The sequence below is a fragment of the Pseudomonas sp. TWI628 genome (assembly GCF_039673865.1).
In the GTDB taxonomy this organism is placed as follows: Bacteria; Pseudomonadota; Gammaproteobacteria; order Pseudomonadales; family Pseudomonadaceae; genus Aquipseudomonas.
On record NZ_JBDJMM010000016.1, the window covers coordinates 66,454 to 88,009 of the forward strand.

Annotated in this window: 19 protein-coding genes and 1 pseudogene; 10 read left to right on the top strand and 10 right to left on the bottom strand. The window is 64.4% G+C overall.

Annotated elements, in window-relative coordinates; genetic code table 11:
- Position 1: 1 nt before the first annotated feature.
- Positions 2-334 carry an iron donor protein CyaY gene (gene cyaY, locus ABE528_RS14310; RefSeq protein WP_054886458.1) on the bottom strand — a complete coding sequence of 111 codons (333 nt, stop codon included), beginning with the start codon at positions 332-334 and terminating at the stop codon, positions 2-4.
- A gap of 219 nt (positions 335-553) precedes the next feature.
- Here cyaY and ABE528_RS14315 point away from each other — a divergent pair, with 219 nt between their 5' ends.
- Genes ABE528_RS14315 through ABE528_RS14340 form a run of 6 tightly spaced genes read left to right on the top strand, consistent with a single transcriptional unit; the run spans position 554 to position 5,158 of the window.
- On the top strand, positions 554-757 hold the full coding sequence (locus tag ABE528_RS14315) for a lipoprotein (protein ID WP_054886459.1): 204 nt from the start codon (positions 554-556) through the stop codon (positions 755-757).
- 9 nt (positions 758-766) lie between these two features.
- Positions 767-2,014, top strand: a complete 1,248-nt coding sequence (gene lysA, locus ABE528_RS14320) for a diaminopimelate decarboxylase (RefSeq protein ID WP_152959088.1) — start codon at positions 767-769, stop codon at positions 2,012-2,014.
- A gap of 4 nt (positions 2,015-2,018) precedes the next feature.
- A complete protein-coding gene (gene dapF, locus ABE528_RS14325) occupies positions 2,019-2,849 on the top strand; it encodes a diaminopimelate epimerase (protein ID WP_346653313.1) in 831 nt (276 codons plus the stop codon).
- Positions 2,850-2,862: 13 nt separating this feature from the next.
- Positions 2,863-3,567, top strand: coding sequence for a DUF484 family protein (locus tag ABE528_RS14330; protein WP_152959086.1), 705 nt, complete (start codon positions 2,863-2,865; stop codon positions 3,565-3,567).
- Positions 3,567-4,466 carry a tyrosine recombinase XerC gene (gene xerC / locus ABE528_RS14335; RefSeq protein WP_152959085.1) on the top strand — a complete coding sequence of 300 codons (900 nt, stop codon included), beginning with the start codon at positions 3,567-3,569 and terminating at the stop codon, positions 4,464-4,466. The genes ABE528_RS14330 and xerC overlap by 1 nt, the downstream gene beginning before the upstream one ends.
- Positions 4,463-5,158, top strand: coding sequence for an HAD-IA family hydrolase (locus tag ABE528_RS14340; protein WP_152959084.1), 696 nt, complete (start codon positions 4,463-4,465; stop codon positions 5,156-5,158). Before xerC ends, ABE528_RS14340 begins: the two co-directional genes overlap by 4 nt.
- Positions 5,159-5,212: 54 nt before the next feature.
- Here ABE528_RS14340 and sutA read toward each other — a convergent pair whose 3' ends face one another.
- From sutA to glnK, 3 genes are all read right to left on the bottom strand, one after another.
- On the bottom strand, positions 5,213-5,542 hold the full coding sequence (sutA, locus tag ABE528_RS14345) for a transcriptional regulator SutA (RefSeq protein ID WP_056794110.1): 330 nt from the start codon (positions 5,540-5,542) through the stop codon (positions 5,213-5,215).
- 429 nt (positions 5,543-5,971) lie between these two features.
- Positions 5,972-7,306, bottom strand: coding sequence for an ammonium transporter (locus ABE528_RS14350; RefSeq protein WP_152959081.1), 1,335 nt, complete (start codon positions 7,304-7,306; stop codon positions 5,972-5,974).
- 47 nt (positions 7,307-7,353) lie between these two features.
- Positions 7,354-7,692, bottom strand: coding sequence for a P-II family nitrogen regulator (gene glnK, locus ABE528_RS14355; RefSeq protein WP_002555808.1), 339 nt, complete (start codon positions 7,690-7,692; stop codon positions 7,354-7,356).
- 376 nt (positions 7,693-8,068) lie between these two features.
- Between glnK and ABE528_RS14360 the strand changes: the two genes are divergently transcribed.
- Positions 8,069-8,332 (top strand): accessory factor UbiK family protein, encoded by a 264-nt coding sequence (locus ABE528_RS14360; protein ID WP_008091866.1) that lies wholly within the window; start codon positions 8,069-8,071, stop codon positions 8,330-8,332.
- A 38-nt stretch (positions 8,333-8,370) separates the two neighbouring features.
- On the opposite strand, the gene ABE528_RS14365 is transcribed toward ABE528_RS14360, so the two are convergent.
- Positions 8,371-10,383, bottom strand: a complete 2,013-nt coding sequence (locus ABE528_RS14365) for a DUF4034 domain-containing protein (RefSeq protein ID WP_346653315.1) — start codon at positions 10,381-10,383, stop codon at positions 8,371-8,373.
- A 254-nt stretch (positions 10,384-10,637) separates the two neighbouring features.
- Here ABE528_RS14365 and ABE528_RS14370 point away from each other — a divergent pair.
- A pseudogene (locus tag ABE528_RS14370) lies at positions 10,638-12,129 on the top strand (YifB family Mg chelatase-like AAA ATPase).
- Here ABE528_RS14370 and ABE528_RS14375 read toward each other — a convergent pair.
- From ABE528_RS14375 to ABE528_RS14385, 3 genes are all read right to left on the bottom strand, one after another.
- Entirely contained in the window at positions 12,077-12,544 is a 468-nt protein-coding gene (locus ABE528_RS14375; protein WP_346653316.1) for a DoxX family protein, read from the bottom strand. The pseudogene ABE528_RS14370 and the gene ABE528_RS14375 sit on opposite strands and share 53 nt — an antisense overlap.
- Positions 12,545-12,617: 73 nt before the next feature.
- Positions 12,618-12,983 carry a response regulator gene (locus ABE528_RS14380; protein WP_346653317.1) on the bottom strand — a complete coding sequence of 122 codons (366 nt, stop codon included), beginning with the start codon at positions 12,981-12,983 and terminating at the stop codon, positions 12,618-12,620.
- The gene (locus ABE528_RS14385; protein ID WP_346653318.1) at positions 12,980-13,960 is read right to left on the bottom strand and encodes a response regulator; all 981 of its coding nucleotides are present in this window, start codon (positions 13,958-13,960) and stop codon (positions 12,980-12,982) included. The genes ABE528_RS14380 and ABE528_RS14385 overlap by 4 nt, the downstream gene beginning before the upstream one ends.
- A 240-nt stretch (positions 13,961-14,200) precedes the next feature.
- Between ABE528_RS14385 and ABE528_RS14390 the strand changes: the two genes are divergently transcribed.
- Positions 14,201-19,249: an AAA family ATPase gene (locus tag ABE528_RS14390; protein ID WP_346653319.1), complete on the top strand. Its 5,049-nt coding sequence runs from the start codon at positions 14,201-14,203 to the stop codon at positions 19,247-19,249.
- Between the two features lie 57 nt (positions 19,250-19,306).
- On the opposite strand, the gene ycaC is transcribed toward ABE528_RS14390, so the two are convergent.
- Positions 19,307-19,933 (bottom strand): isochorismate family cysteine hydrolase YcaC, encoded by a 627-nt coding sequence (ycaC, locus tag ABE528_RS14395; RefSeq protein WP_004375560.1) that lies wholly within the window; start codon positions 19,931-19,933, stop codon positions 19,307-19,309.
- Positions 19,934-20,020: 87 nt separating this feature from the next.
- Positions 20,021-20,383, bottom strand: coding sequence for an AraC family transcriptional regulator (locus ABE528_RS14400; RefSeq protein WP_152959073.1), 363 nt, complete (start codon positions 20,381-20,383; stop codon positions 20,021-20,023).
- A 153-nt stretch (positions 20,384-20,536) separates the two neighbouring features.
- Between ABE528_RS14400 and ABE528_RS14405 the strand changes: the two genes are divergently transcribed.
- Positions 20,537-21,511 (top strand): DJ-1/PfpI family protein, encoded by a 975-nt coding sequence (locus ABE528_RS14405; RefSeq protein WP_346653320.1) that lies wholly within the window; start codon positions 20,537-20,539, stop codon positions 21,509-21,511.
- Positions 21,512-21,556 lie beyond the last annotated feature (45 nt).

The following is a 21,556-nucleotide window of genomic DNA, read 5'->3' on the forward strand; positions in this document are numbered from 1 at the left end:
GTCAGATCTCGTCGAAGTCCAGCTTCTCGCCGGCCCGCTCCCAGACGATACGCTCGAGCATTTCGTTCAGCAGCTCTTCGCTCTTCTCGCACACCCACTTGCCGCTTTCTTCGTCGTAGTCGAAGTGGAAACCACCGGACCGGTCGGCCAGCCACAGCTGGCGCAGCGGCTCCTGGCGGCTGAAGATCAGCTGGGCGCCGCCTTCGAACTTGACGGTCAAAACGCCGCCGGAATTTTCCATGTCCAGGTCCAGGCCGCTCTCGTCGAACAGGTCTTCCAGGGCCTGTTGGGTCGCGTCGACCAGATCATGGAAACGCGCTTCGCTCAAACTCATTGCAGGAACCTCGAAATTGGCTGCTTTACGGGCAAGCCGGGCAAGATACGGGCGCCGGGCCATGAATGCAAAGGTTTAGCCGCTCTCGCCACTGGCCCCATAACCGGCGGCGAGAGCCCCTAAGCATAGCCCGCCCGACGGACCGGCTCTTGCATAGGCAATCCGCCGGTCGCTCGGTATACTCGGGCGCAATACTGCATATTTCAAAGGATTTCACCCATGAAGCGCCTGATTTCCTCGCTCGCGGCGCTGGTCGCGGTTGCCTGCCTCGTTTCGGCCTGCGGTCAGAAGGGCCCTCTGTACCTGCCAGAAGACGGCAAGGACGGCAAAGGCCCGAAAAAGTCGCACCAGCATCAGCACGCTCCGGCGGTCCAGCCGCAAGAAGAGCAGCCAATCCAGCCCGAGCAGACGCCAGAGCAGTAAGGAATTCAGATGAACGCTTTCAACTACCGCGACGGTGAACTGTTCGCGGAAGGCGTGGCCCTCTCGGCCATCGCCGAACGTTTCGGCACCCCGACCTACGTGTACTCGCGCGCTCACATCGAAGCCCAGTACCGCAGCTACACCGATGCCCTGCAAGGCACCGATCACCTGGTCTGCTTCGCCGTCAAGGCCAACTCCAACCTCGGCGTGCTGAACGTCCTGGCGCGCCTGGGCGCAGGCTTCGACATCGTCTCCGGCGGTGAACTGGAGCGCGTGCTGGCCGCTGGCGGGCGCGCTGATCGCGTGGTGTTCTCCGGCGTCGGCAAGACCCGCGAAGACATGCGCCGCGCCCTGGAAGTCGGCGTGCATTGCTTCAACGTCGAATCCACCGATGAGCTCGAGCGCCTGCAAGTGGTGGCCGCCGAGATGGGCAAGGTTGCGCCGATCTCGCTGCGCGTGAACCCGGACGTCGATGCCGGCACTCACCCGTACATTTCCACCGGCCTCAAAGAGAACAAGTTCGGCATCGCCATCGCCGACGCCGAAGCCATCTACGTGCGCGCCGCGCAGCTGCCAAACCTGGACGTGGTCGGTGTCGACTGCCACATCGGCTCGCAGCTGACCACCGTCGACCCGTTCCTCGATGCCCTCGACCGCCTGCTGGCCCTGGTCGATCGCCTGGCCGAGTGCGGCATCCACCTGCGCCACCTGGACCTGGGTGGCGGTGTTGGCGTGCGCTATCGCGACGAAGAGCCGCCACTGGTCGCCGACTACATCAAGGCCATCCGCGAACGCGTCGGCACCCGTGACCTGGCCCTGGTGTTCGAGCCTGGCCGCTACATCGTGGCCAACGCCGGTGCCCTGCTGACCCGCGTGGAATACCTCAAGCACACCGAGCACAAGGACTTCGCCATCATCGACGCAGCGATGAACGACCTGATCCGCCCGGCCCTGTACCAGGCCTGGATGGGCGTCAGCGCGGTCACACCGCGGGCGGGCGAAGGCCGTGCCTATGACCTGGTCGGCCCGATCTGCGAAACCGGCGACTTCCTCGCCAAGGACCGTGTGCTGAACCTGGCCGAAGGTGACCTGCTGGCCGTGCAGTCGGCGGGCGCCTATGGTTTCGTCATGAGCTCCAACTACAACACCCGTGGCCGTTGCGCGGAAATCCTGGTCGACGGCGACCAGGCTTTCGAAGTCCGCCGCCGCGAGACCATCGCCGAACTGTACGCTGGCGAAAGCCTGCTGCCGGAGTGAACCCATGCTGCTGCGCTTTACCAAGATGCATGGGCTGGGCAACGACTTCATGGTCCTCGACCTGGTCAGCCAGCACGCGCACATCCAGCCCAAGCACGCCAAGCAATGGGGTGACCGCCACACCGGTATCGGCTTCGACCAGCTGCTGATCGTCGAGGCGCCGAGCAACCCGGAAGTGGACTTCCGCTACCGGATCTTCAACGCCGACGGTTCCGAAGTCGAGCAGTGCGGCAACGGCGCGCGCTGCTTCGCCCGCTTCGTGCTGGACAAGCGCCTGACCGCGAAAAAGCGCATCCGCGTGGAAACCAAGGGCGGCATCATCGAACTGGACGTGCAGAACGACGGCCAGGTGTGTGTCGACATGGGCCCGCCGCGCTTGGTCCCGGCAGAAATCCCGTTCATTGCCGACGAACAGGCGCTGAACTACCCGCTGGAAGTCGACGGCCAAGTGCATTCGATTGCCGCCCTGTCCATGGGCAACCCGCATGCCGTGCTGCGCGTCGATGACGTGCACACCGCGCCGGTCCATGAGCTGGGCCCGAAAATCGAAAACCACCCGCGCTTCCCGCAGCGGGTGAATGCCGGTTTCCTCCAGGTCATCGACCGTCATCGCGCCAACCTGCGGGTGTGGGAGCGTGGTGCCGGCGAGACCCAGGCCTGTGGCACCGGCGCCTGCGCCGCAGCCGTGGCCGCCATCAGCCAGGGCTGGATGGACTCTCCGGTGTCCCTCGACCTGCCAGGTGGCCGCCTGAACATCGAATGGGCCGGCCCCAGCAAGCCCGTGTTGATGACCGGCCCAGCCGTACGCGTCTTCGAAGGACAGGTTCGTCTCTAAGCGAGTAACCGCCATGACCGATCAGCCAGTACCCCAGCAGCCCGATGAGCTCGATGCCGAAGCGGTGGTCGCCTACCTGCGCGCCCACCCCACCTTCTTCGCCGAGCACGACGAGTTGCTGATCGAGCAACGCATCCCCCATCAGCGCGGCGACAGCGTGTCGCTGGTGGAGCGCCAGCTCAAGCTGCTGCGCGACCGCAACATCGAGATGCGCCATCGCCTGTCGCAACTGATGGACGTGGCCCGTGACAACGACCGGCTGTTCGACAAGACCCGCCGGCTGATCCTCGACCTGCTCGACGCTGGCAGCCTGGAAGAAGTGGTGATGGCGGTCGAAGACAGCCTGCGCCAGGAATTTCAGGTGCCTTTCGTCAGCCTGATCCTGTTCGGCGACAACGCAGCACCCGTCGGCCGCTGGGTCAGCAATGCCGAAGCGCAGCAAGCCATCGGTGGCCTGCTCGGCGGCGGCAAGACGGTCAGCGGTAACCTGCGCGAGCACGAACTGGCCTTCCTGTTCGGCAAGGAGCAACAGCAGGAAGTCGGCTCCAGTGCGGTTGCAGCCCTCGAATACCAAGGGCTGCATGGCGTGCTGGCGATCGGCAGCCGCGACCCGCAGCACTACAAAAGCAGCGTCGGCACCTTGTTCCTCGGCTACATCGCCGAAGTGCTCGGCCGCGTGGTACCGCGCGTAACCCACACCCTGCGTCCGGTGCGCTGATGGAACGTCAGCTGGAGGCTTATTGCGCATACCTGCGCAATGAGCGCCAGGTGTCGGAACACACCCTGCTGGCCTACCGCCGCGACCTCGGCAAGGTCATCGAATACTGCAACAGCCAGGGCATCGCCGGCTGGGGCGCGCTGCAGATCCAGCAGCTACGCCAGCTGGTCGCCCGCCAGCACCACCAAGGGCAGTCCTCGCGCAGCCTGGCGCGGCTCTTGTCGGCGGTGCGCGGCCTGTACCGCTACCTCAACCGCGAAGGCCTGTGCCAGCACGATCCGGCCACTGGCCTGAGCGCGCCCAAGGGCGAACGCCGGCTGCCCAAGGTGCTGGACACCGACCGCGCCCTGCAACTGCTCGATGGCGGCGTCGACGACGACTTCATCGCCCGCCGTGACCAGGCCATTCTCGAACTGTTCTACTCCTCCGGCCTGCGCCTGTCCGAGCTGAACAACCTCGACCTTGAACAACTGGACCTGGCCGCGGGCCTGGTGCAGGTGCTCGGCAAAGGCAGCAAGACCCGCGTGCTACCGGTCGGCCGCAAGGCCCGTGAAGCCTTGCAGGCCTGGTTCAAGCTGCGCGGCATCGGCGGCCCGCGTGACAGCGCGGTGTTCATTACCCGCCAGGGCAATCGCATGAGCCCCCGGGCCATCCAGCTGCGGGTCAAGGCTGCCGGCGAGCGCGAGCTAGGCCAGCACCTGCACCCGCACATGCTTCGCCATTCCTTCGCCAGCCATGTGCTGGAGTCGTCCCAGGACCTGCGTGCGGTGCAGGAAATGCTCGGTCATGCCGACATCAGCACCACGCAGATCTACACCCACCTGGACTTCCAGCACCTGGCCGCGGTGTACGACAGCGCCCACCCTCGGGCCAAACGCAGCAAAGGCACAGACTCATGAGCATCAAGCTGATCACCTTCGACCTCGACGACACCCTGTGGGACACCGCGCCTGTGATTGCCAGCGCCGAGGTCGTGCTGCGCGACTGGCTCGAAGCCAACGCTCCAGTCCTCGGTGGCGTGCCGGTGGAGCACCTGTTCGCCATCCGCGAGCGCCTGGTGCAAGCCGAGCCGGGCCTCAAGCACCGCATCAGCGCCCTGCGCCGGCGTGTGCTGTTCCACGCCCTGGAGGAAGTCGGCTACAGCGAGAAGCAGGCGCAGGAGCTGGCCAACGAAGGCTTTGAGGTCTTCCTGCATGCCCGCCACCAGATCGAGGTGTTCCCCGAGGTGCAGCCGGTGCTGGAGATCCTGCGCCATCACTACACCTTGGGCGTGGTCACCAACGGCAACGCCGATGTACGCCGCCTGGGGCTTGCGGATTACTTCCGTTTTGCCCTGTGCGCGGAGGATCTGGGCATCGGCAAGCCGGACCCGGCGCCGTTCATGGAGGCCCTGAAGCTTGGCGAAGTCGAGGCCAGTGCGGCGGTACACATCGGCGATCACCCGGGCGACGACATCGCCGGGGCCCAGCGCGCCGGGTTGCGCGCCGTGTGGTTCAACCCGCAGGGCAAGGCCTGGGCTGGCGAGCGGGCGCCGGATGCAGAGATCCAGCGCTTGTCCCAGCTACCCGACCTTCTGGCAACCTGGCGCTGACAGGCACCCACAAAAAAGCCCGCAGCGACGGCGGGCTCTTTTATATGCAGCCACTCAGATAGGGCGGCTGCCGTACTTGTTGTCCGGCTTCTTGGGCGGGTCGGCGACCACGTTGGCCTCGACTTCCTGCACCTTGCCACCGCGCGAAAGGAATTCTTCCATCGCCTTGGCCAGGGCATCACGCTCCTTCTGCTTGGCTTCCATGCTCGGCATCTCGTCTACCGAGACAGCGGCCTTGGATTTGCCCTTGGCAGTCGGTGCCGGGCTGCTGTCGTCATCGCCAGCATCTTCTGCGCCATCGTCAGCCGCCGCTTCGAGGCCTTCATCAGCCTCGTCTTCGTCGCCTACTTCGAGGTCATCATTTTCCAGATCGTCGTCGCTCATGTTCTACCTCATGACTTGCGAAAAGCAGGTTAGTTATAGACCAGTGCAGCCGTAGACCGGCAGCCACCAGTGAAAATTCAACTGGCCGTGGGTTAGGCCACTGCCCTTGGGTCGGCGCTCCTGATGGGAGGCGGCACCCAGCAGGCCCTGCTCCTGGCAGGACCTGACAAATCCTTGAACCCTGCTGGCCACACGCTATTGGCAAGCCTAGCAAAGGCTGGAGAAGTGTGCGGACTACTCGCCCAACACTCTTTGGCGCGCATTCTAGCGCGCTCGTGGAAAAAGCAAAGCACCATAAACGCACCAAGACTTGTAAGTTTTTGGCCTACGTCGCGAACGTGAGTGATAAACCGTTTGCACTACGGGAAATGGCAAAAAACAGGCAAAAAAAATGCCCGGCGAACCGGGCAAGTTTTTCCTGCGTCGCGGTTACAGGTTGTAGCCGCGTTCGTTGTGCTGAGCCAGGTCGAGGCCGACCGACTCTTCTTCTTCGTTGACCCGCAGGCCCATTACCACATCCAGCACCTTGAGGATCACGTAGGTGACGATGGCGGTGTAGACCACGGTGAAGATCACGCCCTTGGCCTGAACCCAGACTTGGGCACCGATGTCGGTGACTGCGCCGAAGCCGCCCAGGGCCGGTGCCGCGAACACGCCGGTAAGGATGGCACCGATGATGCCGCCGACGCCGTGCACGCCGAAGGCGTCGAGGGAGTCGTCATAACCCAGCTTGCGCTTGAGGGTGGTGGCGCAGAAGTAGCAGATCACGCCGGAGGCCAGGCCAATCACCAGGGCGCCCATCGGGCCCACGGTGCCAGCGGCTGGCGTGATGGCGACGAGGCCGGCGACCACACCCGAGGCGATGCCCAGGGCACTTGGCTTACCGTGGAAGACCCACTCGGCGAACATCCAGCCCAGCGCAGCGGCGGCGGTGGCGATCTGGGTCACCAGCATGGCCATGCCGGCAGTGCCGTTGGCGGCGGCGGCGGAACCGGCGTTGAAGCCGAACCAGCCGATCCACAGCATGGCCGCGCCCATCAGGGTGTAGCCCAGGTTGTGCGGGGCCATCGGGGTGGTCGGGTAGCCTTTGCGCTTGCCCATCACCAGGCAGCAGACCAGGCCAGCGATACCGGCGTTGATGTGCACCACGGTGCCGCCAGCGAAGTCGAGCACGCCCCAGTCCCACAGCAGCGCGCCGTCACCACTCCAGACCATGTGCGCGATCGGTGCGTAGACCAGGGTGAACCAGATGCCCATGAACACCAGCATCGCCGAGAACTTCATGCGTTCGGCAAAGGCACCGACGATCAGCGCCGGGGTGATGATGGCGAATGTCATCTGGAAGGTGATGAACACGGCTTCAGGGAACAGTGCGGTGGCCGACGTCAGGTTGGCCGGGGTGACGCCGCTCAGGAACGCCTTGGAGAACCCGCCGACGAAGGAATTGAAGTTGAGCACGCCCTTTTCCATACCGGTGGTATCGAAGGCCATGCTGTAGCCGTAAATGACCCAGAGAATGCTGATCAGGCCAGTGATGGCGAAGCACTGCATCATCACCGACAGCACGTTCTTGGAACGCACCATGCCGCCGTAGAAAAGGGCCAGGCCCGGAATGGTCATGAACAGCACCAGCGCTGTCGAGGTGAGCATCCAGGCGGTGTCGCCGGAGTTCAGCGCTGGGGCAGCTGCTTCCTCTGCCAGGGCAAGCCCGGGCATTACGAGGGACAATAGGGCTCCTAGCCCTGCGATCTTACGCAGAGTCATGTTGTTTTCTCCTGGGGCGTTGGGTTTGGTGAGGCTTTTTTCGGCGCTTAGATCGCGTCGGTATCGGTTTCGCCGGTACGGATGCGGATCGCCTGCTCCAGATTCACCACGAAGATCTTGCCGTCACCGATCTTGCCGGTGTTGGCTGCCTTGGTGATGGCTTCGATCACTCGATCAAGGTCCTTGTCGTCGATGGCGACGTCGATCTTCACTTTGGGCAGGAAGTCGACCACGTACTCCGCGCCGCGATACAGCTCGGTGTGGCCCTTCTGCCGCCCGAAACCTTTGACTTCGGTGACGGTAATGCCCTGCACGCCGATTTCCGACAGCGACTCGCGCACGTCGTCCAGCTTGAACGGCTTGATGATGGCTGTGACTAGCTTCATGAAACTCTCTCCCGATTTGGTGGACTTGCCCCAGGAAAACAAACCCGTCTCAAGTCTAAGCGCAGCGGTTGGCTTTGTAACGCGTCGTCGGCATCCGGCTCCGCGTGCGCACTGCCTGGTCACAAGGAACTGCATCAGTGCATGGCTCGTACAGGTCTTTGCAGAAACCTTGCCAGTTCCGTTAAACCGCCGGAAAACAGCGAGTTATGTGAATCAGTCGGGATTGGCCAGTCGCCAGCATGGCAAACATGCACAACTTCGGTGCAGACAGGCCGGGCGAGTTGCTCAAAAAGCGTGCAATGGCCTGAGGTCAGTGGCGCAGGTTTGCCCCGTGCTACACTGCGGGCCATTTCTCAGTATCAGTGGACAGCCGCACATGCTTGCGCCCAAAGCCCTTCTCGACGCCCTGAGCGACCAGGCCTCGCGCCTGTTCAGCAGCGATACCGCCCAGCCTCGCGCGGAACTGGAAAGCCAGTTCAAAGTGTTGATGCAAGGTGCCTTCAGCAAGCTGGACCTGGTCAGCCGCGAAGAATTCGACAGCCAGATGGTCGTGCTGGCGCGCACCCGCGCCCGCCTCGAGGCCCTGGAGAAGCAAGTCGCCGAGCTGGAAGCCCGGATGGCACCAGCCGCGCAGGAGTAACAATCGAAAGTGGGGCTGCGTTGCAGCCCCAGCTTCGATCAGGCCGAGGCCCTGTGCTGGCCGGTGGCCTTGGGCGGCAGCTCGCTGGCATGCAGGTCACCACGGAACAACGCCGCCCCGCACACCGTGAACAACGTCTTCACCCGGCTGTGCGAATTGCGGATCTCGGCCTGTATGACCTCGATGAGCGGATCGCTCGACTGCAGCGCAACGGCACGATTGGCCCATTCGATGGCCGCGAAGCGGCTCTGTTTGCGCGTGCCGCAGCCCTGCATCCAGGCTAGCCCGAGTTCCGCACAGGCACGCGCGGCGGTCCAGGCATCGGGGTGCTCGGCCAGCCCGAGAAGGTAGCCGACCGCCTCGACACGCTCCCGCGCATCACCGTACTGGCGGAGCAGGATGCCCAACTGCAACTGCGCCTTGGCGTGGATTTTCGGATCGCCCAGTGCGTCGAGCAGCAGCCGCTTGACCGCCAGCATTGCCTTGCGGTCCTCCAGCCCGTGTGGGGGGCTCATGCGCTGGCGGGCCAGGTCGAACTTGGCCAGCAGGTGGCCAGACTCCGCCGCGCGCAGCAGCCAGTGCTCGGCAGCCTTGGCACTGAGGTAGTGCGCCGGGGTGTTGTCCAGCCAGCCACGGTGCAGATCGTACAGCGCCATGGCTGCATCCGGCAGTTTCAGCTCCGCACAGGCTTCATACAGGAAATGCGCGGCCTCATGCAGGTTGGCAGCCCAGAGCAGGCGCGGCACATCGAGCACATCGAAGCCCTGCACCTCTCGCCCGCACTGGCGCTTGACCGCCATGTGCAACCACGTGCGTGCCTGCTCGACGGATTGCCCAAAGCCCCACAGGCCGAACTGGTGCCCTGCAGCCCGCAAAGCACAGGCTGCCGCCTGTCGACGGTCGTCGCACAGCCGCTCGATGACGGTGCGCAATACCTGCGAATCGTCCTCCGCCTCGTTGAACAGCACCAGGCACACAAGGCTCTGGAATGGCTCGCCAATGTCCGGAACGAAGCCGTGGTCTGGGTAGAGCGCGACGCTGTCGGCAAAGTCGCGCATCGCACCGGCATAATCACCCATCGAATAGCGCCGCAGCGCGCCACGCCAGGCCAGCAGCGTAGCCCGCTCCTTTGGCCTGAGCTCGCGCTGTGCCCATTGGGCAAAGGTTCTGTGCCAGGTCGCGAGCTGAGGCAGTTGCTTGGCATGCGGCAGCCAGAATGTCTCTTGCAGGGCCAGCCAACGGATCGCGTTGCGCTGTGCTTCAGGCCAACCGTGGCACAGCGGCCCGCTGGCCAGTGCATCGATCGCCATATCGCTGCCCCCCCAACGTGGGGTCAGGTAACTGGCATAGGCCTCGATCGCCTCGAAACAGCCCGGAAACCACGCCAACGCATGGCGCAGCCAGTAGTCCCGAGCGCTCTCGCCCTGCTTATGCAAACGTGCGCGCAAACTTGCAGGCAATGCCTGTGGCAGCTCCAGCAACGGAGTCAGGCCACATTTGACCAACAATGGCGCAGCGGCCTCCTGCACCTCCACATCGGCATGCGCGCTGGGCCGATAACGCGCCACTTGGCCTTCGAACAGTTCGACCAACCAGCCAGGCTCACGCAAGTGCGAGCTGATCCGCAGCATGCCAATGGCTGCCGCAACAGGCTGCGCACCAAGTTCCATGGCCCGCAGGAAATGCGCCGCGCTCTTTTCACAGGCCTGCTCGGCAGCCAGCCAGCGTTCTTCGGGCATATCATGGGAGTCAGCCCGCCCACCGATCTGGCAGGCATGGTTGAAGCAGTGAAAGCCCATCACCACATGCGGGTGATATGCCTTGGGGCAGGCGTCGATCCAGGCCTTGAGGGTTTGCGTCAGGGCTTTGCCGCCCTGCACGTCCCAATCCAGCATGTAGCCTTGCACTGCCTCCAGGTAGCCGGGGCACTCACCAGCGAGCGCCTGGCGCCACTGCGCCTCCAGCGCATCGAACAAGTGGTTGAGTTCAACGTATTCATTGGCTTGCACCCGTTCTCGGATCTGCTGGCGGGTGCGATTGAGCGTTTGCACGGGCAGTACCTTAAGTCCATTTTCAGGGTCGCGTTGCCTTCCAATGGCAACAGCAGTGGCTCTTTAACACTAAGCCATAGTCGGGCTCTTCGCAAAGAATTGGATCCAGTATTTGTCAGAGGGTGTCGAAAGGCAGGGGAAAAACCTGCCGTGCAAGATAAAGTCGCATTTTTCTTGCGCTTGGCTTGCTGAAACTCACTAGGCTTTGGCAACCCGCAGGAAGCGGCTCTATATCCAGCGACAACGGAGCGTCCATGTCCCTCGCCCTCGTCCACAGCCGCGCCCAGGTTGGCGTGCAGGCCCCGGCGGTCAGCGTCGAAACGCACCTGGCCAACGGCCTGCCCCACCTTACCCTGGTCGGCCTGCCAGAAACCACGGTCAAGGAGAGCAAGGACCGTGTGCGCAGTGCCATCGTCAATTCCGGGCTGAATTACCCGCAGCGGCGCATCACCCAGAACCTCGCACCGGCCGACCTGCCGAAGGACGGCGGGCGTTATGACCTGGCCATCGCCCTGGGCATCCTCGCCGCCGATGGCCAGGTGCCTTTGCCTGCCCTGGCCGAGATGGAATGCCTGGGCGAACTGGCCCTGTCGGGCAAGTTGCGCCCTGTGCAGGGCGTGTTGCCGGCGGCGCTGGCAGCGCGAGAGGCCGGCAGGGCACTGGTGGTGCCGCGGGAGAATGCCGAAGAAGCCAGCCTGGCGGGCGGGCTGGTGGTGTATGCCGTGGGGCACCTGCTGGAGTTGGTAGCGCATCTCAACGGGCAGGTGCCAATAGCCCCGTTTGCCGCCAATGGCCTGGTGCTGAAGCAACAGCCTTATCCGGACCTCAGCGAGGTACAAGGCCAGGTCGCAGCCAAGCGGGCATTGTTGTTGGCCGCAGCCGGGGCCCATAACCTGCTGTTCACCGGGCCACCCGGCACGGGCAAGACACTACTCGCCAGCCGCCTCCCCGGCCTGCTGCCGCCGCTGGATGAGCACGAGGCGCTTGAGGTGGCGGCGATCCAGTCGGTCAGTGGCCACACGCCGCTGAGCAGCTGGCCACAGCGGCCGTTTCGCCACCCGCACCATTCGGCCTCGGGGCCGGCGCTGGTAGGCGGCAGCAGCCGGCCGCAGCCAGGCGAAATCACCTTGGCGCACCATGGCGTGCTGTTTCTCGACGAGCTGCCAGAGTTTGAAAGGCGTGTGCTGGAAGTGCTGCGCGAGCCGCTGGAATCGGGCGAGATCGTGATTGCTCGGGCGCGCGACAAGGTACGTTTCCCCGCGCGCTTCCAGCTGGTGGCGGCGATGAACCCCTGCCCTTGCGGCTACCTGGGCGACCCTACCGGGCGCTGCCGCTGCAGTACCGAGCAGATCGCACGGTATCGCAACAAGCTGTCAGGCCCGCTGCTGGACCGCATCGACTTGCACCTGACCGTGGCCCGCGAAACCACCACGCTGAACAACCAGCCCAGTGGGGAGACCAGTGCCGATGTGGCTGCCAAGGTGGCCGAGGCTCGTGAGGTGCAGCAGCGGCGGCAGGGCTGTGCCAATGCGTTTCTGGGCCTGGAGGGGTTGCGGCGCCATTGTCAGCTTGAAACGGCGGACCAGGCTTGGCTGGAGAGTGCCTGTGAACGACTGACGCTTTTCTCTGCGAGCTGCGCATCGGTTGTTGAAGGTTGCACGCACATTGGCAGATCTGGAAGGCAGCCAGGCGATCAGCCGAGGGCATCTGGCCGAGGCCTTACAGTACCGGCCGGGGAGCAGTTAGATCGACCAATCAACCCAGAGACCGAATACAGCCCAGGCCCGGTCAATGCCAGCCCTCCATAAAGCGCCACCAGCAACCAGGCAAACTGCCCCTGCTCCAGCGACCAGTCCGGGTGCACCACCACCAGCGCCACCAGCAACACCGCCAGCACCGGCAGGCAGGCCAGCCGCGCCACCACGCCCAGCACCAGCAACACCGGGCAAACCACCTCGGCAAACACCGCCAGGCCCAGGGTCAGCGGCGCTCCCAGGCCAAAAGGATCTTCGATGCGCTGCAACTCCCCGCTCCAGTCCAGCAGCTTGGGCAAGCCGTGGATGGTAAACAGCAGCACGGCAGCCATCACCCGCATGAACAGCAGGCCGCTGGCAATCAGGGCTGGCGATTGGGGCTCGGCAAAGGTCTTGAGGCGTAGCATGGAGAAGGTCTCGCGATTCGATCAACCCAACGAGCATCACCCGACTGCCCAGCAATTGATTGTTCAGGTGTGCTCATTCACCTGCCAACGCCTCTTCGACCACCTTGAGCAGTACCTCTTCGGAAAACGGCTTGGCCAGACAACCCCGCGCACCATTGCGCAGCGCCGCCTGCAGCGTACCTTCGTCCCAGTGCGCCGACATGCAGATCACCGGCAAGCGCCAACCCCGCTGCGCCAGCTCACGCTGCACGTCCAGCCCGTTCATCCCCGGCATTTTCAGATCAAGCAGCACGCACCCTGCCTCAGGTGCCAGTTCCGAGGCCAGAAACACCTCCCCCGTGGCGAACGCCAAGCACTCGAACCCCGCTGAACGCAGCAGGTTACCCAGGCTCTTGCGCACCGAAGCATCGTCATCGACGATGCACACCGCTCTGCTCATGCGCCAGACCGAGCCTCGATGACGTTGTGCATGGCCACCAGCTCCAGCAGCGAGCGGGATTGCATCTTGTTCATGATGTTCTTCTTGTGCACCTTGGTGGTCACCTCACTGGTGCCAATCTCCTTGGCGATCTGCTTGTGCGACAAGCCGCCAACCACCAGCGAGAACACCTGGCGCTCGCGCTGGGTCAGGTGCTGGTACTTTTCCTCGACCTGTCGCGCATGCTGCCATTTGCGCCCCTCGGTCACGGCGCGCGCGCGTACCGCTTCAAGCAGCACCAGCAACTGGTCTTCGTCGAAGGGCTTGGTCAGAAACTCGACGGCCCCGGCGCGCATGGCCTGGACCGTCATGGGGATGGTGCCGAAGCCGGTCATGAACACGATCGGCCAGGGCAGCGCCAGCCGGCGCAGCGAAGCTTGAACCTCAAGGCCGGTGGTTTCGGCCAGATGCATGTCCAGCAGCAGGCAGGCGCAGGGGCTTTCCAGGCGAGCGTCGAACAGCTCCTCGGCGCTGGCGAACAACCGGTGTGGGATGTCCTGCGAACGCAGCAGGCAGCCCAGCGCCTTGCGCACCGAAGGGTCGTCATCAACTACCAGCACCGGCACGTTCGCAGCGTCGTTGAACGGCTCGGTGACTTCGGCCCCTGCGCACAACGGTGACTGGCCCAGTGCCAGGCAAGGTGCGTCGAAGCTGACTTGCGCAGCCAGGCGGTAACCCCGGCGCGGCACGGTCTGGATCAGCCCGCGGTCGCCGAAGGCCTTGCGCAGCAGCGACACCTGCACCTGCAGGTTATTGTCCTCGACCACCGTGCCGGCCCACACCTGGCTGAACAGCTCATCCTTGCCGACCACCCGGCCCCTGGCCTTGATCAGCGTGGCCAGCACCTCGAATGCACGCCCGCCCAACGGGATCGGCTTGCCATCGAGAAAGGCTTCTCGCCGCTCCAGCGACACCTGGGCATTGCCTATTCGGATCATGGATTCCTCTCGCGGGCGTGGGCGTTTGCGCAGCCTCGGGCAGCCTAGGCGAGCATACGCATTCAGACAATTATCCCGAGGGATAGGTTGGCCTCTGCACTATACAAGCGCCCTCCAGCCGCCAGGTATTGATAACGGACAACAGCGTGCCCGTTTCTGCCAAGCCGGCTGCAGGCAGCATTCTTGACGGGGCCGCTGCGTATACTCGCGCTTCAGGATGTCGCTAGCAGGGGGTGCTTTATGCTCGATGAACGCCTCGCAAACAGGCCCATCGACTTCGACCAGTCGATCGACGACGACTGGCTGAATCGCTGCGATATCACGCAGCTGGGCCAGGAAGGTGAGCTCAGTTACTTCCGCCTGTACGACCCCACCACCCGCCAGGCCTGGATCGCCGTGCGTGCCCCACTTGAGGCCCCCGCGGCCTGCCAGCGACTGGAGCGTGACTACCGTCTGCAGCTGGACCCGCAATGGGCGGTCATCCCCTCAGCATTCGTCCGCTGCGCCGAAGGCCCGCTGCTGGTGTACCCGGCCAGCCGCTCCATTGCCGACCTGATCAGCCAGGGCCCGGTCGACCTGGCAGCCTTTCTCGACATCGCGGCAAACGCCGCCAACGCCCTGGCTCAAGCCCACGCGCGCAATGTGCTGCACGGTGCGTTGCAGCCCGAGCACGTGTGTCTCCTGCCGAACCAACGGGTGCGGCTGGGCTGTTTTCGTGCCGACAAACCAGAGCTGATCAGCGAACAAGGCAACGCGCTCGGCAACTGGGCCTACCTGGCACCGGAGCAGATCTGCCCCCATGGCAGCAGCAGTGACCGGCGCAGCGACATCTATGCCTTGGGCGCGATCCTCTACCAGTTGCTGCTGGGCGAGCTGCCGCTCGCCGGTCGCGATACCCAGCACTGGCGCCAGCTGCATGCCGGTGTTCAGCCTCGCACGGCCTGCGAGGTCGACAGCCAGGTACCGCAGCCACTGAGCCGGATCCTGGCCAAGGCCCTGGCCAAGGAGCCCGACGCCCGCTACCAGAGCGCTCGGGCCCTGGCCGTGGACCTGGCCCATTGCCAACGGCAGTGGGCCGCCAGCAAGACCATCGCCCCCTTCGAGCCCGGCTGTGCCGACCCGGTTTCGCCCAGCCGCGAGCGCCTGTATGGCCGGAGTACCGAACAGAAGCTCATCGCCTTGATGCTCAATGCCCTGCGTCGTAACAGCAAGCCTCAGCTGCTGTGCATCAACGGCGCGGCTGGCATGGGCAAGTCCAGCCTGGTCGGGGCCGCACTCAAAGCCCATGCCGATGGCTACTGGGCTGTAGGCAAGTGCAACAGCCCGGAACAGGCTGTGCCCTATGCCCCCTGGGTCGAGATCCTCGGTTCGCTGACCACCCAGCTACTGGCCAAGAACAGCCAGGACCTCGACACCCTGCGCAGCGAGATCCTGTGGCGCATCAAAGGCCACGGTCGGTTGCTTGGCAAACTGGCACCGGACCTGCAACTGATCCTCGGCCCCCTGCCCGACCTGCCGGAAAAGCCCACGCGCCTGGCACTGCAGAAAGAACAGCGGGCCATCGTCGAATTCCTCCAGGTGTTCAGCCACCCCGGCCACCCGCTGGTGCTGTGTTTCGATGGCCTGCAGTGGGCTGACAATGGCACCCGGCAGCTGCTGGCACAGCTGCTCGCCCAGGCGCCCGACAACCTGCTGCTGATCTTCACCCGGCGCAACGATACGCAAACCGCCGGTACGCCACTTGCCACGCCCGCAACGCTGCGCAACATCACGCTGAACTTGCGCCCACTGACCGTCGGCGCAGTCACCGAGCTGATTGGCGAGCGCTACCACGTCAGCCCCGACGAGGCACTGCAAGTTGCCGAACTGGTGCACGACAAGACCGCAGGCAACCCGTTCTTCATCAACCAGATTCTCCGGGCCATGGTCGAGGACCAGCTGTTCACCTTCGATACCCAGGCCATGCGCTGGTCGTGGTGCCTGCAAGCCGTGGCCCGGCAACGTTACGCCGACAACGTCGCCGATCTGATGATCCACCGCCTGGCACGCTTGCCGGCGCCCCAGCGCGATGTGCTGCGGATCGCCAGCGCGGCAGGCAACCGCTGCGATGAACGCCTGCTGCACCTGCTGCTCGCGCCGCTGCCGGGCAAACCGCTGAAGGCCCTGGTTGACGCGGGCTTCCTGCTGCCGGGCCAGAAAGGCCTGGGCTTCGCCCATGACCGCGTGATGGAAGCCGCCTACCAACTCACCCCTGCACTTGATCGCGCCCAGCTGCATGCAAGCATTGCCCAGGCCATGCTCCAGGTTTGGCACAACGACTTGCAGGAGGTGGTGTTCGAGGTCGCCAATCAGCTGCAACGCGCCAGCCCACGCGGGTTTGCTGCGGATGAGCGCGATACCTTCCTGCAGCTTTTGCGTGATGCGGCGCTGCGCTCGCGTGACAGTGGCGCCTGTGAACAATCGGCGGCCTATCTACAGGCGTGCGAGCAGTTGCTGCGCCAGGGTGCCACGCCGCAAAGCCACGCCACCCATGCCTTTGCCATTGCCTACATGGCTGCGGAGTGCGACCTGCAGCTGTCGCGCACAACCGCAGCCGAGGGGTGGCTCATGGAATGCCGCCAGCGCACGCGCTCGACGCTGGAGCAGGCACGGGTATGCCGGCTGCAGGCACGCCTGCACACCTTGCGCGGCGATTGCCAGGCCGCCATCACCACTGCCGTTGCCGGCCTCGAACTGCTGGGGATCAGCCTGACTTGCGGTGTCGACCCGCAGCAGGTGGAAGCCAGCCATGCGCGTGTCCAGGCCCTGATCGAACACAAGGGCCGTCATTGCCTGGCATCGCTGCCGCGCAGCGACTCGGAGGACGTGGTGGTTGCCATCGGCCTGCTGGCCACCCTGTCGTCATCGTTTTCCGTGCAGGACGACATCTGCTTCCTGCACCTGGCCAAGCTCATGGAGCTGTCGCTGTTGCACGGTGTCGCCCCGGGCAGCACTTACGGCATGGCCTGGTACGGGGTGATGGTCGCCGAGCGTTTCGGCACCTACCACGATGGCCACGCCTGCTGCCTGGCTGCGCTCAAGCTGATCGAGCGACACGGCTTCGACGCCGACCTGACCAGCGCGCTGCTGGCCCTGGACCAGGTCAGCGCCTGGACCTCACCGATGGAGTTCGCCCGCCGCACGGCGCTGGAGGCGCTCGAATCGACGCGTTTGAGCGGCGACCTGGCCATGGCCTGCTACGCCTGCAGCCACCTGGTGTCCGACTCCCTGTTCATGGGCCGCTATCTGCCGGAAGTCGCCGAAGAAGTGCTACAGGGGCTGGCCACCGTGCGCGGTTTCGGCCACCGCGATATCGAACAGATCCTGCACGCCCAGCAGGGGTTCGTCGCCAGCCTGAGCGCAATGCCCGGTACGGCCTCGCCCACGCACGTGAACTCACCCACCGCGCTGTTCTTCCAGCACCTGTTCAACGGCATGTCAGCCTTCTACCTGGGCAATATCCCGCAAGCCATGCACAGCCTGAGCGCAGCGGGCGACAGCGCCTGGGCGGCACCTGCACACATCAACCTGGCGGACTATCACCTGTTCCGAGGCCTGGCCCTGGGCAGCCCGGAAGCCCCCGGCAGCCTTGACCACAAGCTGGCCGAACTGCAGGCACTGCGCGAGCGGTTCGGCCGCTGGGCCAGCTTCAACCCGGTGACCTTCCGCAACAAGCTGCTGCTGATCGAAGGCGTGATCGCCAAGCTCGAAGGCGACGGCCTGGCGGCCATCCGCTGCTTCGACCAGGCGCAGATCGCCGCGACCGCCGCCGGTTTCATCCACGAACAGGCGCTGGCCCATGAACAACTGGCCGAGGTCTGCATCCCCAGCGGGTTGATCTCCGGCGCCAACCTGCACCTGCGTATTGCCCGTGACTGCTTCCATATCTGGGGCGCGACCGGCAAGGTGCACCAACTGGAGACCTTACACCCGTTCCTGCGCACGCAACCCGTCCAGGAGACCTACCGCACCACCCAGCAGGCCAAGCTGGACCTTGAGGCCGGCATTAAGGCGGCGCGCGCATTGTCCGAGGAAGTGCTGCTCGAAGGCCTGATCGAAACGCTGATGGGTCACCTCACCCAGCACTCCGGCGCCGATCACGGTGCACTGCTGATCGTCAGTGGCGCCGAGTTCCAGATGGCCGCCCTCGCCTACATCGACAATGCCGGGCTGCACGTGAGCATGGACAACTGTCAGAAGTTCATGACCCAGGCGCCGTTGTCGATCATCAACGCCACCATGCGCACCAAGAAGCCGCTGCTGCTCAATGACGCCCAGAGCGATTGCCCCGAGGCCTTCCGCCAGGAACTGCACGCGCGTAACGCCCGTTCGGTGTTGTGCCTGCCGCTGGTGATCCAGGGTGTGCTGATCGGCCTGGTGTACCTGGAAAACCGCCTGGTGCCGAACCTGTTCGGCAGCCAGCGCCTGGCCATGCTGGAGATCCTCGCCTCGCAGGCGGCAGTATCGCTGCAGACGGCCAAGTTCTATACGCGCCTGGCCGAGGACAACCAGGCCCGTGCGCACATGGAAGACCAACTGCGCCGATCACGCGCCGAACTTGCACGCAGCGCCCACCTGCAGGTGATGAACGAGCTGTCGGCGTCCATTGCCCACGAAATCAGCCAGCCGCTGCTGGGGATTGCCTCAAACGCCGCGGCCAGCCTGCGCTGGCTCAAGCGCCCCGAGCCCAACCTGGAAGAGGCGATTGCCGGCCTGGAAGACATCCGCAACGACAGCGAACGCGCTGCCAACATCGTCCGCGCACTGCGCACGTTGGCCAAGCAGTCGCCGATGCAGCTCAAGCCGGTAAAGGTCGACGAGCTGATTCGCGAGGTGCTGCGCCTGACCTCGGCCGATGCCGCCAAATACGGGGTCGACGTACAGATGCGCCTGCAGGCGGGGGTGAGCGTGATGGCCGACCCCGTGCAATTGCAGCAACTGGTGTTCAACCTGATCACCAATGCACTGGAGGCGCTGGCGGGGTATCGCAGCGATGGGGTGCTGCAGATTGCGTCTGTCGTTGGCGGGGATGGGGTCGAGATCTGCGTCGATGACAACGGGCCCGGCATTGCGGAAGATGAGCGGGCACGGGTGTTTGACGCATTCCATACCACCAAGGACGCGGGGCTGGGGATGGGGTTGGCGATCTGCAGCTCGGTGGTGCAGGCCCATGGCGGGCAGCTTCAGGCGTTGGTGTCTGAGTTCGGCGGGTGCCGGATTCGTTTCACTTTGCCGGTGAATAACGTTTAGCCTGTTCCGGCCTCTTCGCGGGTGAACCCGCTCCCACAGGGCCGGAACAGGTTTACATCAACGAGCGCTCAACGCCGCATAGCTGTTCATCAGGTTGCGGTAGTTGGGGATCCGCTGCGACAGCAGGTTACCCAGCCCTTCGATGTCGTTGCGCCAGTCGCGGTGCAGCTCACAGGCCACCGAGAACCAGTTCATCATCTGTGCACCCGCCTGGGTCATGCGCACCCACGCCGCCTGCTGCACGGTCTCGTTGAAGGTGCCCGAGGCATCGGTCACCACGAACACTTCAAAGCCTTCAGCCAGCGCCGACAGGGTCGGGAACGCCACGCACACGTCGGTTACCACGCCAGCGATGATCAGTTGCTTGCGGCCAGTGGCCTTGATCGCCTTGACGAAGTCTTCGTTGTCCCAGGCGTTGATCTGGCCTGGACGAGCGATGTACGGCGCGTCCGGGAACATCTCTTTCAGCTCCGGCACCAGCGGGCCGTTGGGGCCTTGCTCGAAGCTGGTGGTGAGAATGGTCGGCAGGCCGAAGAACTTGGCCAGGTCGCCCAGGGCCAGCACGTTGTTCTTGAATTCGTTGGGCGAGAAGTCCTGCACCAGCGAAATCAGGCCAGTCTGGTGGTCGACCAGCAGTACCACGGCGTCGTCCTTGTTCAGGCGCTTGTAATCAGGTTGGCTCATGGGGGTGACTCCTTGGGTGGGTAAAACGGGCCAGGACTTACCTAAAGGGCTTTATCCCGAAGGCTTATACCGGCGGATAGATCCGGCTTAAGAAAATGCCTGCGCCTGGCGCCAGGCCTTGGGTGGCTGGCCGACCAGGCGGCTGAAGGCACGGGTGAAATGGGCCTGGTCGCAGAAGCCGCATTCCAGGCTGACGTGGGTGATCGGTGCCTCGGTGACGAGCAGGCGCTTGGCCTTTTCCATGCGCGCCAGCAGGCGCCAGGCCTGGGGCGATAGGCCGGTGTTGACCTTGAAGGCACGGGAGAAGTGGCTGCGGGTGAGGTTGCACACAGCGGCGATCTCGATGATCGACAGCGAACTGCGCAGCATCAGTTCCTTGGCCTGGCGCAACCGCGCGGGCGTCAGTGCGCCGGGGGTTGGCAGAAGCTCTTCGGGCGTCCCAGGGTGCATGGCGACTCTCCTGTTCAATGGAGAAAGTCTCGCCGCCGGTACATGACAAAGTCCTGAGCCAAACCTGAATTGTTGTTAATTGTGCGCTGCTGGCCCTGGCCCTATGGCCGATACCTTAAGATCCGATTCGGATTCAGCTTCAGGCAAAGGTTTATGCTGGAAAATCATGCTTACCGCACCGTGGCCATGGTGCTGTTCAACGATGTGCTGTTGCTGGACGTGACCGGGCCGATGGACGCCTTTGCCATCGCCAACCGGTTCCTGCCTGAACACAAACGCTATCGCCTGGTGACCGTGGCCGAAGGCCAAGCGCCGGTGCGCGGCTCGTGCGGCCTGAGGGTGCTGGCAGACCAGCGCCTGGAAGACCTGCCGGCCAATGTCGACCTGCTGCTGGTGCCCGGTGGGCCGGGCGCCTACGACGTCGCCCTGCCAGCGATCGAGCGCTGGCTGCCACAGGCCGTACAAGGGGCCCGGCGCTTCGGCGCGATCTGCACCGGGGTGTTCCTGCTCGGGCGCGCCGGGTTGCTCGGTGGTTATCGCTGCACCACCCACTGGAACTACGTGCAGCGCCTGGCGCGCGCGTTTCCCGAGGCCAAGGTCGAGACCGAGCAGATCTACGTGATCGACCGCTGCCTGATCACCTCGGGCGGCATCACCGCGGGGATCGACCTGGCGCTGGCGGTGGTGGCCGAAGACCACGGCAAGGCGCTGGCGCTGGAGGTAGCCAAGGTGCTGCTGGTCGCCCGCCATCGCCAGGGCGGGCAGACACCTTACGGGCCGCTGCTAGCGGCGGTGCCACGCGATGATTCGCCGATTGCCCGGGTGCAGGCGTACATCGTCGACCATATCGACCAGGCCTTTACCGTGCAGAAGATGGCCGAGCTGGTGGCCATGAGCGGGCGCAACTTTGCCCGGACCTTTCAGCGCGAGGTCGGAGTTACGCCGTTGCAGTACCTGCAGAACGCGCGGATCGACCAGGCGCGCAAGCTGCTCGAATGCGGCGACCTGCCGTTGAAGGTGGTCGCGGCGCGCTGCGGGTTTGGCAGTGACCGGCATATGCGCAAGGTGTTCTGCGAGCGGATCGGCATGACACCGGCGCAGTATCGGGCGCAGTTTGGCGGGGGCTGAGGTTGTCAATTCGCACGGGACAATGTTTCCAACCGGCAGCAGATT